Source organism: Chachezhania sediminis, assembly GCF_009765275.1.
In the GTDB taxonomy this organism is placed as follows: domain Bacteria; phylum Pseudomonadota; class Alphaproteobacteria; order Rhodobacterales; family Rhodobacteraceae; genus Chachezhania; species Chachezhania sediminis.
The window spans coordinates 257,293-271,989 of record NZ_VOPH01000002.1 but is presented as its reverse complement, the minus strand read 5'-3'; the positions used below and the strand labels follow the sequence as shown (position 1 = coordinate 271,989).

Sequence of the window (14,697 nt, the reverse complement as noted above, 5' to 3'; positions counted from 1 at the left end):
CTGACCGGAGTACCTTGCATGTCTCTCAGTACGGCCCTGAACAATGCGATGACCGGACTCGCTGCGGCGGGCCGTGCAACAGCCGTGGTTTCGGACAATATCTCCAACGCCCTGACGCCGGGCTACGGGCGCCGAAGCCTGGATCTGGCGTCGGCATCGGTGACCGGCGGCGTGCGTTTCGTGGGAATTACGCGGAATGTCGATCCCGTCATGGTGTCGAACCGCCGCGTGGCCGATGCCGAGGAATCGAACTTCTCGGCATTGTCCCGGTATCACGACGCGATGGTGCGCGTCGTCGGCAGCGCGACGGAGGGGGATTCCCTGGCCGCCCGCGTGTCCGGCTTCGAATCTTCCCTGTTCGAGGCGCAAAGCCGCCCCGACAGCATCCACAGGCTGGATTCTGTGGTGTCCCAGGCCAGTCTGCTGGCCGAGGGGCTGAACGATGCGTCCGCCGGCCTGCGGGCAGAACGTTCACGCGCGGACCGGTCCATCGGCATTCAGGTGACCCGCGCGAACGAAATCCTCGGCCGGATCCAGCTGCTGAACACCCGGATCACCTCGATCGAGGTATCGGGGGGCGACTCGAACGGCATGCGGGACGAACGGCAAGTCCTTCTGGACGAACTGAACACCATCATCCCGATCCAGGAAGTCACGCGCGAAAACGGCCAGATCGCGATCTACACGACCACCGGATCACGCATGCTGGACGGTGTTGCGGCGACTATCGGGTTCAGCGTCGTCGGCGAGACGACGCCCTACATGACGGTGGACAATGGGCTGCTGTCGGGGCTGACGATCAACGACAAACCGGTGACGACGCTGAGCGCCTCCAGCGCGATTGCCGGCGGATCGCTGGCCGCCGCGTTCGAGATCCGGGACAAGCTTGCGGTGGAAATGCAGTCCGATCTCGACAGCATGGCGCGCGATCTGATCGAACGGTTCCAGACCCCGGGCCTGGATCCGACGGCCGCGATCGGCGACCCGGGCCTGTTCACGGACGAGGGTGCGGCCTTCGATCCGCTGGACGAACTGGACATCGCCAGCCGGATTTCCGTCAACACGATCATCGACCCGGCACAGGGCGGCGACAGCACCTATCTGCGTGACGGTTTCGGTGCGGCCATGCCGGGCGACGTCGGCTATGCCGGCCAGTTGCAGGCCTTCGCCGATATCATGTCTGACGGTCGCGTGCCGGCGTCGGGCCGGTTCGGTTCCGTTGCGCTGACAGCCTCTGGCCTGGCGGCATCGCTGATGTCGCGGGTGTCACAGGGGGCGGATTATGCCGGCCAGAGGCTGAGCTTCGCCTCCGCCTCGCGGACGGAACTGCAGCGCATCGAATTGGCCGAAGGCGTCGATACCGATGCCGAGATGCAGACGTTGATTGTCGTCGAACAGATCTATGCCGCCAATGCGCGGATGATCGCGGCGGTGGACGAAATGATGGACACTCTATTGCGGATCTGACGTATGGCTTTGAATTCTATCGGTGACAGGTCGCATCAACTGATGCTGACGTCCTCGGCCAACAGGACCAAGCGGGCCCTGTCGACGTTGACGGAAGAACTCGCCAGCGGGATAACCAGTAACGTTTCGGCGCGGCTGGGGGGCGATTATGTCTATCTTGCGGATATCGATCACCGGTTGGCGAAGCTGAATGGCATCAACACCGCCGCGGCCGAGGCCAAGCTGGTGGCGACCGGCATGCAGACCAGCCTGGAACACATGTACGAATCGACCCAGACCATGATCGGCGCGGCAATGTCGGCCAGCCAGTCGACGGCGGGGCCATCGCTGCCGCACCTGGCCCATTCGGCCGAACAGCAGCTGGACGCCGTGATCACCATGCTGAACACTTCCGTCGGCGGGCGCAGCCTGTTTGCCGGCACGGCGACGGACCAGCGGTCGGTGCAGGATACGGATACATTGCTGACGGCCTTGCGGACCGAGTTGGCCGGGGCCACGACCGCTGCCGATGTGATCGCGGCAGCCCAGGCCTGGTTCGACGATCCCGCCGGTTACGACACGGTCTTCTATGGCGGTTCGGCCACCAGTGTCTCGCCCCTCCGGGTGGGCGAGGGGCAGGAGGTCACGCTGGATTTTCGGGCCGACAACGACACGTTCAAGGACATGTTGCGCAACCTAGCGGTGGGGGCCCTGATCGACGATCCGACGCTGGGCCTCGCCCCATCGGTGCAAAGCGAACTGATCGACGCCGCGGCGCTGGAACTCTTGTCCGTGTCGGATGGCCTGACCGGGATGCGCGCCGATGTCGGCTTCGCCGAACAGCGGATCGAGGAAGCGCAAAGCCGCAACGGAGCGGCCAGCAGCGCCTTTCAGCAGGCAAGGACAGAGCTTCTGGAAGCGGACCCAATCGACATCGCCACGCAGCTTGAAATCGTCCAGTTCCAGCTGGAAGCGCTGTTTTCCGTTGCGGCACGGTCGTCGCGGCTGAAGCTGGTGAACTTCCTGTGAGGCGGGTCCTTCTGGCGCTTCTCGTTACCCTGATGTCTGTCCAGGCGGCTGCGGCCGGGGTCGTGCGCCTGAAGGATCTGGTCGAATTCGACGGTGTCCGGGGCAACGACCTGATCGGCTATGGCCTTGTGGTCGGGCTGAACGGCACCGGCGACGGGCTGCGCAACGCGCCCTTCACCGAAGAGATCATGGCCAATATCCTGGAACGCCTTGGCGTCAACGTGACGGGCGAACAGTTCCGCCCCAAAAACGTTGCCGCGGTCATGGTGACGGCGACGCTGCCGCCCTTTGCGCGGACAGGGTCGCAGATCGACGTCACCGTCTCGGCCATCGGAGATTCCAAAAGCCTGCTGGGCGGGACGCTGATCATGACGCCGCTGAATGCCGCGGACGGCCGGATTTATGCCGTGGCGCAGGGCACCGTACTGGCCGGGGGGGTCGCAGCCGAAGGCGACGCGGCAAAAGTGGTGCAGGGCGTGCCGACCTCTGGCGTGATCCCCTCTGGCGCAAGGGTCGAACGCGAGATCGAGTTCGAGCTGTCGTCGCTGTCGAATGTGCGTCTGGCGCTGCGGGACCCGGATTTCACGACCGCGGGGCGGATCGAGGCGGCGATCAACCGCGCGTTCCAGCGTCCGGTCGCTCAGATGCTGGATTCAGGGACCGTGCGCTTCAGCGTTTCCGCTGCGGATGTCGGCAATGCCGCCCATGCCATCGGCCAGATCGAGAACTTGCTGATCGAGCCCGAGACGAAGGCGCGGGTGGTCGTTGACCAGCGGTCCGGCACCATCGTCATGGGCGAGGATGTGCGGCTTTCGCGCGTTGCGGTGGCCCAGGGGAACCTGACGCTGCGGATCGACGAAACGCCGCTGGTCGTGCAACCGAACCCGTTCGCCCGGGGAGAAACCGTGGTCGTGCCGCGCACGGGCGCCACCATCCAGCAGGACCAGGGAATCCAGTTGGCCGAGGTGCCGGAAGGGACGACCCTGTCACAGGTGGTCAGCGGCCTGAACGCGCTGGGCGTTTCGCCCCGTGACATGATCGATATCCTGCAAAGCATCAAAGCTGCGGGCGCACTTCACGCCGAATTCCTGGTGCGCTGAACAGAGCCTGCAGCACGGTTGCCGGTAGAGGGCGGTTGCAGGCTTGCGTATCTCCGGGCGATGGCGCGCAGGTGATGTCGGCCGCACCAGGGTTTGATCGCGCTGCGGGCGCTGGACGGGCAGGGGACGAGGTTGTCAGGCGGCGTCGGCGACAACCGGTGTTCCAGTCAGGACAGATCCGCTGAGGCCCGTGATCCGGCTCGTGACGATGGAGCCTTCTGCCACCGGATCGGGCAGATCGACCTCGGCGAAATGGGGCGTGCGCCCACGTGTCGGGGATTCCATCAACACGGGATGCGTTTCGCCAACCCGCGAGGCCAGATAGGCGCCCACGCGTGACTCCCCGGCGGCACGCAGGCGACGGGCCCGGTCGCGGATCCGGTCGCCGCGGACCTGCGGCATCCGTGCCGCCGGCGTTCCGGGGCGTGGCGAATAGGGGAAGACGTGCAGCCAGGTCAGCCCACATTCCTCGACCAGGCGAAGGGAGTTCTGGAACATCTCCTCGGTTTCCGTCGGGAAACCGGCGATGATGTCGGCGCCATATGTCATGTCGGGGCGCAGCGCGCGCGCTTCCTCGCAGAACCGGATCGCGTCGTCGCGCAGGTGTCGGCGCTTCATTCGCTTCAGGATCAGGTTGTCGCCGTGCTGCAGCGACAGATGCAGGTGGGGCATCAGCCGCGGTTCGGTGGCGATCGCCTCCATCAGCCGTGGATCTGCCTCGATCGAATCGATGGAACTGATGCGCAGCCGCGCCAGATCCGGGACCAGTCGCAGGATCCGCATCACAAGGTCGCCCAGCGGCGGATTGCCCGGCAGGTCGCAGCCCCAGCTGGTCAGATCGACCCCGGTCAGCACCACCTCGTTGAAGCCGCGATCCACCAGCCGCTTGATCTGGTCCACCACGACCCCCGCCGGGACGGACCGTGCATTGCCGCGCCCGAAGGGGATGATGCAGAAGGTACAGCGATGATCGCAGCCGTTCTGGACCTGCACATAGGCGCGCGAGCGCGTACCGAATCCATCGATCAGGTGCCCCGCCGTTTCCGTCACCGACATGATGTCGTTGACCTGCACGGGTTCCACATCGCCGATGAAACCGCCGGCCAGCCCGGCCCAGGTCGCGGGCTGCATCTTCTCGGCATTGCCGACGACGACGTCGACCTCGGGCATTGCCGCGAAACGTTCGGGTTCGACCTGCGCGGCGCATCCGGTCACCACCAGCCGCGCATCGGGCCGTTCGCGGCGCAGGCGGCGGATCTCCTGCCCGGCCTTGCGCACCGCTTCGGAGGTTACGGCGCAGGTGTTGACGACGACGACATCCTCGGCACCGGCGTCCTCGGCCAGGCGCTTCATCGCTTCGGTCTCGTAGGCGTTGAGCCGGCAGCCCAGCGTAACGAAGGTGGGCACATCCGTCACAGCAGCCCCTCCAGGAAGGACGCGGTCAGGGTGCCGGAAAAGACATGGGCGGTCGGTCCGGTCATCCAGACGCCGTCCTCGCGCCAGTCGACCCGCAAGGTGCCGCCGTCCAGCACGATGTCCACCGACCGCCCGGTCAGTCCGCGCCGCGCCGCTGCGACGGCCGTGGCGCAGGAGGACGAGCCCGAGGCCAGCGTGATCCCCGTCCCCCGTTCCCAGACCCGCATACGCAGCCGGTCGGGACCCAGCACATGGGCGACCTGCACATTTGTGCGTTCCGGGTACAGCGGGTGGTGTTCGATGGCCGAGCCGAAGGTGGCAAGGTCGATGGCCTCGGCATCATCGACAAAGAAGGTGCAATGCGGATTGCCCATGCCGGTCGCCGTGGGGCGCCCGTCGATGGGCAGTTCCAGCGTGTCCATTTCGCGCGCCAGCGGGATCTCGTCCCAGCGCAGCTGCGGCGGCCCCATGTTGACCGAGGTCAGGCCGTTCCCGGCGTCCAACGCGTCCAGTTCGCCGCGATCGGTGGTCAGGCGCAGACGGGTCTTGCCGGTTTCGGCCATCAGGTAGCGCGCGATGCAGCGCGTCGCGTTCCCGCACGCGGCCGAGGCCGAGCCGTCGGCATTCAAGAACCGCAGGTGGGCGTCGCCCGCGCCGTTCTCGATCACCGCCAGCTGGTCGAAGCCCACGCCGCGGTGCCGGTCGGCCAGAGCCAGCGCCAGCGCGGGCGGCACATCGATCGGGCGCGCACGCGCATCCAGAACGACGAAGTCGTTTCCCAGCCCGTGCATCTTCATGAAGGGCAGATCGGGGGTCGCGGCATTGGACATTGGGCGCATATAGCCGCCGCAGCGGACGGAATCCATATCCCCCTGCGGCAGCTTGCGGAAATTCTTCAGTTCCGGGGTTGACCGCGTTCGGGACCTCTCATATTAGGGCCGCCTAGTCGACACCGGTCAATGATCGGGGCCGACCCTCCCGGACGCTGCTCGGTGTTCATCCGGTCTGGATGCACGGAACGACAGAAGGGTGGAACAGCGCCAGAATGGCGCAACAGAGTGGGCCGTTAGCTCAGTTGGTAGAGCAACTGACTTTTAATCAGTGGGTCGCAGGTTCGAATCCTGCACGGCTCACCACTGAACATCAGTTTTCCTTTCCTTTAAGGGACTTGGTGTCGATATTGGCGAACCAATCAGGAAGGTTCGCCAAGTTTTGTTCTCCATTCGGACGTGCGAGCAGCTTCTCGAAAGCTGAATCCGCCAATCCTTCGCGTTCTGCCGCAGCCGTGTAGTGCTGCACAAGCGCCAGCGTCTTGTGGCCGGTCACCGACGCGATCTGGTTCGTGGTCGCTCCTGCCTCCGCGAGTCGCCGCGCACAGGCCTTCCGCAGGCCGTGAGAGGAGCAGGCGGGCAAATCCGCCTCACGGGTCCAGCGCTGCATGAGATTGCCCAGGCCGGCCGCTGTGCGCGCCGTACCGCGCCTCGTGGAGATGTAGGGGCGGTCGGGCGGCAACTTGGACAACACCGCTGCAAGGTCCGGATGCACGGGAATCGAGATCAGACGCCCGTTGGTCTTCTTCGTCTTCTGGCGACGGTACTGAAACCGCCCATCCTTGATGTTCCAAGGGCCAAGCTGCACCGCATCCACGCGGGCCACTCCGGTGTAGGCCATCAGCGTCATCACCCTGTGCGCCTCGGTGCCCTCAGGATGTGTCTGGATGAACTTCGCAATCTCCGCCTCGGTCCAGGTGTGAAAGCCCTCCGTGGCGACCTTGTAGGGCTTCGTGGCACGTGCCGGGTTGTCGGTCCGCCATTCCAGCGTCATCGCGTAGTCCAGAAGCTGGATCAGCCTCTTGCGCAGGTTGTTGGCCGCTGCAGGCGTGTCCGCCTTGGAAGCCAGAAGGTCCTGCACATGACGGAGCTGCATCAGGTGCACGGGCTTGTCGCCGTGCTGCTGGCGGAAGCTCTCGACCACACCGCGGTAAACGCGCTGCGTCGATGCCTCGAGCGCCAGGAAGTCCTGCGACCGGTACCATTTCGAGACGAGCAGACCGACACTGCCGGGTTTCGCGCGGCCGGCGCCGACGCCTCCGCGCGTCCGATGCCCCTCCAGCGCGGCCTCGTATCGCCGGATGAAATCCTCTGAGCCGTAGTCCGATCCAAGCTCGGCCGAGAAGCCGCCCTTGCGGAAGCGCCAGCGGCGCTTGCCGTGGCGGTCGAAATAAGAGGTCGCGCCGGGATACTGGCGGCTCCGTTTCAGGCCTGATCCCACGGGTTGTCCTCCTCCTGCGCCTTCGGCGTGGCCGTGTAGATGACGACGGTGCCATCACGGCTGATCTCTGAACGCCCGATGGGGATCCCGGCATCCCGATACGCCTTCAGGTATCGGGTCAACTCGGATTGCGTGATGCGTGCCTTCTCTGCCGCCATCTTCGCCCCCTCAGGCTCTCTGGTCAGCCTGGGGCCGCCCCGGCATCAGCAGTGCCTCGATCTGCTCCGGAGACAGGAGCATCAGGTTGCCAAGCTGGTAGTAGTTGCCGGTCTCACGCGCCTTCGTGCGGATGAGGCGCGGCGACACCCGCACACCGTGCTCGAGCAACTGCTTCGCCCAGTTCTCCGGGGTTTTCCCTTCCATCAAGAGTTCCGACATCGGTGCCTCCGGTTTCATGCGCTGTCGGGCCGATGCTACCAGTCAAATGCACGGCTTCACAGACTTTCTTTTTTCGGGCACAATTGCCGGAACGATTGTTCCTATCCTGCGAGGCCGTGACAATGGCGTTCAAATTCACCCCGGTCGACCCGGACGAGTATGCCCGTGCTTTCGAGGAAGAGGAGGAAGCCCGAAGCCAGGAAGAGGCCCTGGCGGCCGCGCTCGCGGCGGAGCCCCACGCCAACCTCGAACGCTTCAGGAAGAAGCGCGGCTTCACCAAGACCGAGATGGCGGAGATGATGGGCATCACGCCGCGGAGCTACTACGCCTATGAAAGCGGGAAGCGATCGATCCCGACCGAGGCGCTCGTCCGCCTCAACATGTACACCGGGGTTGATCTGAACGAGATCCTGACCGGCCGCCCGTCAAGCGAGGCGTACGAGCGGGTCGTATCCACGACGATCTGGATGCTTCGCGTTCTCCTGACCGACTACAAGGGTATCCCCCTTTCGAGGCAGGAGAAGATCATCAATGAAACGATCGGCTATGCGCAGGAGCGGGGGCTCATGATCGACAAGCGTCTGGTCGATGAGGTGGTCGCAAGCGAGATGGTGTACAAGTTCCATCCGGAGAACATCCCCGCGCCGCCGGATCCAGAAGCCTACGAGGATAGTCAGTTCGAACAGTATGAGCGTGACGAGGCGGCTTGGCAGAAGCACGTCGATGAGGGACTAGAAGGGCGCTGGTCGCCGCGGTGAACCACGAACGCCGCGCTTCTGAAGCAGCATGGCCGATGACGTGGACTTGCTCGGCTTCCAACGCGCATGGTTCCTGGCTTGGCCTACGCTCCCTGTCAGCCGTATGCGGTCACTCAAGCGAGCCGCAGCATGACGGCACCCGCCTGGACGACACGAACGACGGAGAGCGGACTTTCGCTGCGGGCATGCATGTACTCCGTCCTCTCTCAGAAAGCAGATGGGGTGGATGGCTCCCGCTCCCCGGCGTCGCAATGCGCCATAGTGCAGGTGTCAGAATCTGCAATCGAGAGGAGCCACCCCATGCAGGTTACCACTGTCGGCCTCGATCTGGCCAAGACCATCTTCCACGTCCATGGCGTGACGGAAGGCGGCGAAGTGGCCTTCAACCGACCTTTGCGTCGGGCGCAGGTGCTGTCGTTCTTCGAGCGACTGTCCCCCTGCCTCATCGGCATCGAGGCCTGCGCATCGAGCCACCACTGGGCGCGGGAGCTTTCGAAGCTGGGCCACACAGTCCGGTTGATGCCGCCGAAGCGATCTGCGAAGCAGTGACGCGGCCCACGATGCGGTTCGTCGAGATCAAGTCCGAGGACCAGCAGGCGCTTTTGTCCCTGCACCGCGCACGTGATTTCGTGGTTCGCCAGCGCACCCAGCTGATCAACATGGTGCGGAGCCTTGCGGCGGAGTTCGGCATCACCATCGCTCGGGGCGTGGCGCGGGCCATCGACTTTGCGAAGGGGATCATCGAGGGCAAGCAGTCCGGACTGCCCGAGCTCGCCCAGGACGTCCTGCGGGTCCTCAGCCGTCAGCTGGTCGATCTGCACAACCGCCTTGGCTGGTACGAGATCACGATGCGCATTCAGGCCCGTCTCAGCCGCCAGGCCCAACTCCTGCAAACCATTCCCGGCGTGGGGCCGGTAACGGCCTCGGCCGTGGCAGCCACGATCGGGTCGGGACACCAGTTCAAGAGCGGGCGGGAGTTCGCGGCATGGCTGGGGCTGACACCGCGCAACCATTCCAGCGGCGGTAAGGAGCGATTGGGAAGGATCACCAAGATGGGCGATCGGTATCTGCGCCAGCTCATCGTGGTCGGAATGACATCGCGCGTGCGGCAGGTCGCCAATTATCCCGAGCGCGCCGACCCCTGGCTGACGAAGCTGCTGCATAGAAAGCCGGCCCGGCTCGCGACGGTCGCCATGGCGAACAAGACGGCGCGGATCATGTGGGCAGTCCTGACCAGGAACGAGCCCTACAAGCCGCACGCCGCTTAAGCCGGCACGCGCCCACGAGATAGCAAGACCAACGATGTGATGGTGTACCCTTCAGCCGCGACGATCAGGACGCTCCGCCGAATGACCCGGGCGACATTGCCCGCAAAGCAGATAGGAACCTGATCTGCGGATCCCATCCACTGCCCGGCAGTGCATGTTTACATGCACGAGAGGGAGGGCCAGCGGCGTGAACCGCGCAAACAGGCCGGACACAAGACCTCTTCTGAAAAGGTACACGCAGTCTCATTTACGCCTTGCTATGCGGGAGCCATCCACACAGGACATTCAGTGACGTATCAGAACCGACACCTGCCTTGTCGACTCGAAGGGCCGAGAGCGGCTCGATGTATGTGCGGCAGCGCGATCGCAGCATCTGGCTAGTGCAACCGTGGCGCGTTAACTCACCGCCATGAGAGTGACCTGCCACCAAAGCGGATCCCGCAAGGAGGGCATTGCGACTAGGGGAGCTCTCCAGATCAAGAGCAAAGATCTCCAATTTCCCGTTCGATTAAGCGGAAGTGTTCCTTAACCTCTTCGCCCGCATAGAACGCCAGCATATCTTCCTTAGTGAGTGTCCCCTCGGCGAGAAACTTGATGAGGTAGCGCTGATTGAATTCGGCGAGGAGGATGCCCTTCTCGATTTGTGCGAGGATCTGCTTCATATTGTCGATGTTGGCAGTAACAAGGTGCTTCACCAACGCCATGTCGCGCGCATCTTTGATCAGCCGATTAACGATGATCTTGAGGACATCTGTGTCGAGCTCGATCGTCTTTGCGTTGAGGGCGATGTCGCGTGCGAGCATGTAGGCGATCGCGAGGTTGCGATAATCACCCTTTTGGGAATCGATGATCGCGATCAGACCAATACCGGGCAGGAATTTCAGATCCTGCACCACAACCAGGATGCTATTGTCGACAAGCGAGGCGTCGAACACAATGATCCCAACCTGGCTGTCGCGGTTCGCCTGCGCTTCGAGGAGTTGGCTCCAAGCTGTGTCCGCTTTCTTCGTAAAGATATCCTTGGTCTGGATGTCACCAAGGCGAATGCTCTTGTCGAACTTGCACTCGATCGCGATTCGTTTACCGCTATCACCGGCCAGATGGCAGACGATGTCGCCGGTCTTATTCCGACGGATCGCACCGGCACGATCGCCAGTAAGCTCGATCCGGTCAGCGATCTTCTGGCGACCGAAAAACTCGGACAGGAAGTCGGCGATTTCAGTTTCAGCGAGCACGCCTTTGACTGCTGAGCGATAGAAAAGCTCCTTCTTCATGTCGAAGATGAGCTTCAGACTTTCGAGCTCGGTGCCGAGCTCGTTGGCGGTTTTCGAAAGGAAGCTCGAGAGCCGGTCCTCCATTAGCGCCAGGACGCCGATGTATAGAGCTTTGTGAAGCTGCTCGTCTCGGTCGGCTGACGGAACCTTGTTGAAGAACTCGAACAAGATCTTGTTTTCGACTTCGAAGGCACCAAACTGAACGCGAGAATTTTTTTGATCGAGGCCGACAAGTGGCATATCAGACCCGGCTGTAGCGATAGTGACCCTTGATGGTCGACGCGAGGAAAGTCCCCTTCGATCCGGCCTGATCAAAAGCTAGGGCAATATGCGGAGGCACCTCATAATAGTGATAACGGGTGTTGTTGAGAAACTCGACCTCAAGCAGTAGCTGATCTTCGTCGTAGCGGATTGCAGCGACGTTCGACGAGGTGAAGGGGGCGAAATCTTGCCAGGCCATATAGTTATTCCTTCTCAGGCAGGGTGGTGAGTGGGTTCTGCTGGAGCCAGGTCTCTACAAAATAGCGATAGTCTGCGGCAAAGTGCGTTTGCAGGTTCCAACCGCCCGGTGTCATCGAATCCTCGGGCGCAGCTTCGTCACAGATCAGTGGATCCTGGCTGTCGGGGCGACGATCGCGAGGCGGCGCCTGGATCATTGTCCGCATCGGGAGGCTTACCGCTTCACCGAGGATGATAGCCTCGCCGGTGCGCAGCACAGGCAACATGCTCGTCAAACCTTCGAGATTGTCAGAGAGAGCACTGGTCACATGTGAGCGGTCGGTGGCATTGCTCAACCGCATGGCAAAAAAGGTCCCGCATTGAGACAGGATCGTCGCATTGATCTCGGCCGGGCGCTGGCTGACGATCATTGCCCCGATCCCATATTTGCGCCCTTCCTTGACGATGCGTTGGGTCGCGATCGAGGCGGCGCTGCTTCCATTGTCGCCAAGATAGCTGTGCGCTTCTTCCATCACTACGAGCAGCGGGCGTTCGCGCCCGCCCTCCGAGAGGTTGCGCGCCCAGAAAAGACCATCGTAAAGGACGCGCAAGATGTTGCCGATGATGTCGTTAGTTACCGTTGAGGGAATGCCCGACAGATCGAGGATCGTGATCGGCTTGTTACTGCCGAGCCAGTGTTCGACCAGATCGGCGAGTGTCTTGGTCGTCGTACCATCGAGATCTGGGTGCCAGTCGCCGGCCTTCAGCAGGAAGTCGTAGCGCGCGACGCGAAGCCGGGCGCCGAGCGCCTCAAGCGGCCCCCGAATGTTGAGGACGTCCGGGAGCCAATTGATCTTCTCCGGATCAGAGCCGACATTCTTGACCTTGCGAAAGCGCGGTGGAACCGCTGCATGCGCATCCCCCACCATCTTCTTGCCCGTAGGATCGAGCTCATAGGCCCAGGTCGCCTGATCTAACGGGTTTGCGCCGCCGCCACTGAAATAGGTTCCGAACTCGCGGCAATAGAGGTCATACCAGAGCTTGTTGAGCGAGAAAGGCACAGGGCTATCGGCGGTTATGCTGGCAGGGTCGACACCGGCGATCGGTTGCGCTGAAAGGCTTGCGATCTTGGCCTCGAGGATCTGCTCGAGGATGATGTTGCGTGCTTTTCCGTCGGGCGGAAGGCTTCCGAAAGTCACCCGCATGAGCTCATCGAAGCTCAGCGCCCAGAACGGTATGCACAGCCGGTGCTCGTTAAGGTTGCGGGCATCCGGGCTGATCTTAAAGATGTTCGCGCGGTCGCCAAGCGCCTTGGCATATTCCCCGTGAAGGTCGAGGACGACGATCCGCGCGGAAGGGAATCGGCTTTCATCCGACAGGACGTTGAGCAGTCCGGCCACTGTTGTCGACTTGCCCGAGCCGGTCGTTCCGACCACAGCGCTGTGGCGGGTGACGAGCTTGTTAACGTCGACGAGCGCGTCGATCGATTCACTTCCCGCCACATGGCCGACACGGACCAGATGGTTTTGCTTGTTCGATCGTCCATAGATGGCCTGGAGGTCGGCCTCGGAAACAAGATGAACTTCATCCTCGAAAGTGGGATATTGCGAAATTCCGCGTTGAAATCTACCAGTCCGATAACCTTCGCCGATCAGCTGGACCGTCATCCAACGCAGCCCATTGGGCATGGCGATCGCCACCTTTTCCGGCACCGCACTGGCGCCTACCTGCGAGACGATCCCGTAGAGATCGACATAGCCGATCGGGATTTTGACGAAACTGCCGATCTGGCCGATCTTGTGACCCTGGCCGTGGACAAAGCTCAAGCCTGAGAAGCGGTCCGAGGTCAAGGTCACGCTGACCGACGTGCCGCTGACGTCTTGAACCGTTCCGATGACGGTCGCCCGATCGACGAGATCAGGCCGCAACATCGCTCATTCCGTCACCTGAGAGGCCACGCAACAACGTGCCGAGTGCTGCAAAATCTCCGAGCCGCAAGGCAACATTCTCGCCATCTCTCACGAGAATGGTGGGCGGCAGCAAGAGATCATCTGAACCGTCGGCAGTCCAACTGCCCAATGTGCGCCCGATGATAGCTTTGTCGAAACCCAGCAGACTGAGATTAGGGGTCGACATGGCGCACTGCCGGGCGAGCTTATAGGAACTTGCTTCAAGTTCGCCGAAAACACAGGCAAAAACGTGCGCAGTCGGATTGGCTTCAAGGCTGCGGCAGATCACGTCGTTGATATGCTCATCAGCGAAGGAATAGCCGCAAATGAACAGCAGCGAAGATGGAGCGAGCAGGAAAGCTTTCAGGCGGTCGAGCATCGCTAGATAGGGCATCTTGCGGCTCTGGTCATATTTCAGGTGCGACGGGTAGATCAGATAACTCTGCTTGTCGTTCTTTTCATGGGTTCGAACAACGTCGGTTTCATTTTCGAGCCGCCAGTTTAGCGAGCCATGAATCTTCCAGAGCCGGGTCCACCGCGGAGGCAACAGGCCCTCATCCTCGACCGCACCCAAATCGAAGAATGCCTTTCGCGCACCGATGAAGCCGTCGAAATAGGGCGCAGAACTCTCCTCGAGCGCCTGCTCCATCAGTAGGTCGTAGTTGGTAGTAAAAAGATGCACTGGACGCTCGCGGCGGATCGAGCGGCTCCAAATCGCGAGATTGTGGTAAGGGGTGTCCTTGGTCGGCAGCGAGCGAGTTACCTCTCGCGAGATGACATTGCAGACTTTAGTGTCAAGCTCTGTAAGTTCGGCCTGTGTAAGGCCGCGCACATTCCCGCTGCCGGCAACGCTCGCGAAAACGCGAATGCGGCTGAGCAGCAGCTCAATATTACCACTGTCACCACCATCTTCTTTGACGATCTGGACGATTTTGTCCCAGCTTGTGGGATTTTCCGGGTCGCCACTCGAAAGGGTCTGAGCAATAACCTTCGTCAATCCGGATACATCCCAGATCAGTGGGTCGGTAACGGCTTTCCCATTCTCCTCCCGGTGGTTGACGCGGATCGACAGGGGGCAACCAGCACCAAGGAAGAATCCGATCGGCTTTCGGTTTTGCGAAAGGGCTTGTTGGACAAAGCTGATTTGACGAGCTGGATCATGTTTATGCATCTTGACCCCTTGCAGGCGTTCTCGTCCTAATCATCGCACCTTGCCTTTCCTAGTCGAAAATAACAACGCCGTTAAGACAGGTTAAGACAGAAAGCATGTGTTTTTCGGTTTCTCAAATGAAATGTATGATGCTGCACTTGAGCGTGTTTGATGTTCTGGCTGAGGTGGTCACCGGTGATGTTTGTTCCAAATTTTTGCT

Annotated in this window: 13 protein-coding genes, 1 tRNA gene and 1 pseudogene; 6 read left to right on the top strand and 9 right to left on the bottom strand. The window is 62.0% G+C overall.

Annotation, left to right across the window (positions count from 1 at the left end; genetic code table 11):
- The first annotated feature begins 18 nt into the window (after positions 1-18).
- From flgK to FQK05_RS06235, 3 genes are read left to right on the top strand one after another with little or no spacing between them, the layout of a single operon-like run.
- On the top strand, positions 19-1,467 hold the full coding sequence (gene flgK / locus FQK05_RS06245; protein WP_158965048.1) for a flagellar hook-associated protein FlgK: 1,449 nt from the start codon (positions 19-21) through the stop codon (positions 1,465-1,467).
- 3 nt (positions 1,468-1,470) lie between these two features.
- Entirely contained in the window at positions 1,471-2,475 is a 1,005-nt protein-coding gene (locus FQK05_RS06240) for a flagellin (protein ID WP_158965047.1), read from the top strand.
- Between the two features lie 32 nt (positions 2,476-2,507).
- Positions 2,508-3,575 (top strand): flagellar basal body P-ring protein FlgI, encoded by a 1,068-nt coding sequence (locus FQK05_RS06235; protein ID WP_233270399.1) that lies wholly within the window; start codon positions 2,508-2,510, stop codon positions 3,573-3,575.
- A 135-nt stretch (positions 3,576-3,710) separates the two neighbouring features.
- Here FQK05_RS06235 and mtaB read toward each other — a convergent pair whose 3' ends face one another.
- Complete coding sequence (gene mtaB / locus FQK05_RS06230) at positions 3,711-4,991, bottom strand: tRNA (N(6)-L-threonylcarbamoyladenosine(37)-C(2))-methylthiotransferase MtaB (protein ID WP_158965045.1); 1,281 nt, start codon at positions 4,989-4,991, stop codon at positions 3,711-3,713.
- Complete coding sequence (gene dapF, locus FQK05_RS06225; RefSeq protein WP_407644489.1) at positions 4,988-5,857, bottom strand: diaminopimelate epimerase; 870 nt, start codon at positions 5,855-5,857, stop codon at positions 4,988-4,990. Before dapF ends, mtaB begins: the two co-directional genes overlap by 4 nt.
- Before the next feature lie 194 nt (positions 5,858-6,051).
- Here dapF and FQK05_RS06220 point away from each other — a divergent pair.
- Positions 6,052-6,127 (top strand) — tRNA-Lys (locus FQK05_RS06220).
- Between the two features lie 7 nt (positions 6,128-6,134).
- Here FQK05_RS06220 and FQK05_RS06215 read toward each other — a convergent pair.
- From FQK05_RS06215 to FQK05_RS06205, 3 genes are read right to left on the bottom strand one after another with little or no spacing between them, the layout of a single operon-like run.
- Positions 6,135-7,262, bottom strand: coding sequence for a tyrosine-type recombinase/integrase (locus FQK05_RS06215; RefSeq protein ID WP_158965044.1), 1,128 nt, complete (start codon positions 7,260-7,262; stop codon positions 6,135-6,137).
- Positions 7,247-7,420, bottom strand: coding sequence for a hypothetical protein (locus FQK05_RS06210; protein WP_158965043.1), 174 nt, complete (start codon positions 7,418-7,420; stop codon positions 7,247-7,249). The genes FQK05_RS06215 and FQK05_RS06210 overlap by 16 nt, the downstream gene beginning before the upstream one ends.
- Before the next feature lie 10 nt (positions 7,421-7,430).
- Positions 7,431-7,640: a hypothetical protein gene (locus tag FQK05_RS06205; RefSeq protein WP_158965042.1), complete on the bottom strand. Its 210-nt coding sequence runs from the start codon at positions 7,638-7,640 to the stop codon at positions 7,431-7,433.
- Between the two features lie 122 nt (positions 7,641-7,762).
- On the opposite strand from FQK05_RS06205, the gene FQK05_RS06200 reads away from it, so the two are divergent.
- On the top strand, positions 7,763-8,398 hold the full coding sequence (locus FQK05_RS06200; protein ID WP_158965041.1) for a helix-turn-helix domain-containing protein: 636 nt from the start codon (positions 7,763-7,765) through the stop codon (positions 8,396-8,398).
- 300 nt (positions 8,399-8,698) lie between these two features.
- Positions 8,699-9,666 (top strand): annotated as a pseudogene (locus tag FQK05_RS06195) (IS110 family RNA-guided transposase).
- 476 nt (positions 9,667-10,142) lie between these two features.
- Here FQK05_RS06195 and FQK05_RS06190 read toward each other — a convergent pair.
- From FQK05_RS06190 to FQK05_RS06180, 4 genes are read right to left on the bottom strand one after another with little or no spacing between them, the layout of a single operon-like run.
- Positions 10,143-11,180, bottom strand: coding sequence for a hypothetical protein (locus FQK05_RS06190; RefSeq protein ID WP_158965040.1), 1,038 nt, complete (start codon positions 11,178-11,180; stop codon positions 10,143-10,145).
- Between the two features lies 1 nt (position 11,181).
- A complete protein-coding gene (locus FQK05_RS25835; RefSeq protein ID WP_199252610.1) occupies positions 11,182-11,400 on the bottom strand; it encodes a KTSC domain-containing protein in 219 nt (72 codons plus the stop codon).
- A 4-nt stretch (positions 11,401-11,404) separates the two neighbouring features.
- Positions 11,405-13,309, bottom strand: a complete 1,905-nt coding sequence (locus FQK05_RS06185) for an ATP-binding protein (protein ID WP_199252609.1) — start codon at positions 13,307-13,309, stop codon at positions 11,405-11,407.
- The gene (locus FQK05_RS06180) at positions 13,296-14,498 is read right to left on the bottom strand and encodes an SIR2 family NAD-dependent protein deacylase (RefSeq protein ID WP_158965039.1); all 1,203 of its coding nucleotides are present in this window, start codon (positions 14,496-14,498) and stop codon (positions 13,296-13,298) included. The genes FQK05_RS06185 and FQK05_RS06180 overlap by 14 nt, the downstream gene beginning before the upstream one ends.
- Positions 14,499-14,697: the final 199 nt, after the last annotated feature.

What these genes read in the sequence shown, in the direction of transcription:
- flgK (WP_158965048.1), top strand. Translation starts at nt 19, where the DNA reads ATGTCTCTCAGTACGGCCCTGAACAATGCGATGACCGGACTCGCTGCG.
- FQK05_RS06240 (WP_158965047.1), top strand. Translation starts at nt 1,471, where the DNA reads ATGGCTTTGAATTCTATCGGTGACAGGTCGCATCAACTGATGCTGACG.
- FQK05_RS06235 (WP_233270399.1), top strand. Translation starts at nt 2,508, where the DNA reads ATGTCTGTCCAGGCGGCTGCGGCCGGGGTCGTGCGCCTGAAGGATCTG.
- dapF (WP_407644489.1), bottom strand. Translation starts at nt 5,857, where the DNA reads ATGGATTCCGTCCGCTGCGGCGGCTATATGCGCCCAATGTCCAATGCC.
- FQK05_RS06210 (WP_158965043.1), bottom strand. Translation starts at nt 7,420, where the DNA reads ATGGCGGCAGAGAAGGCACGCATCACGCAATCCGAGTTGACCCGATAC.
- FQK05_RS06205 (WP_158965042.1), bottom strand. Translation starts at nt 7,640, where the DNA reads ATGTCGGAACTCTTGATGGAAGGGAAAACCCCGGAGAACTGGGCGAAG.
- FQK05_RS06200 (WP_158965041.1), top strand. Translation starts at nt 7,763, where the DNA reads ATGGCGTTCAAATTCACCCCGGTCGACCCGGACGAGTATGCCCGTGCT.
- FQK05_RS06190 (WP_158965040.1), bottom strand. Translation starts at nt 11,180, where the DNA reads ATGCCACTTGTCGGCCTCGATCAAAAAAATTCTCGCGTTCAGTTTGGT.
- FQK05_RS25835 (WP_199252610.1), bottom strand. Translation starts at nt 11,400, where the DNA reads ATGGCCTGGCAAGATTTCGCCCCCTTCACCTCGTCGAACGTCGCTGCA.
- FQK05_RS06185 (WP_199252609.1), bottom strand. Translation starts at nt 13,309, where the DNA reads ATGTTGCGGCCTGATCTCGTCGATCGGGCGACCGTCATCGGAACGGTT.
- FQK05_RS06180 (WP_158965039.1), bottom strand. Translation starts at nt 14,498, where the DNA reads ATGCATAAACATGATCCAGCTCGTCAAATCAGCTTTGTCCAACAAGCC.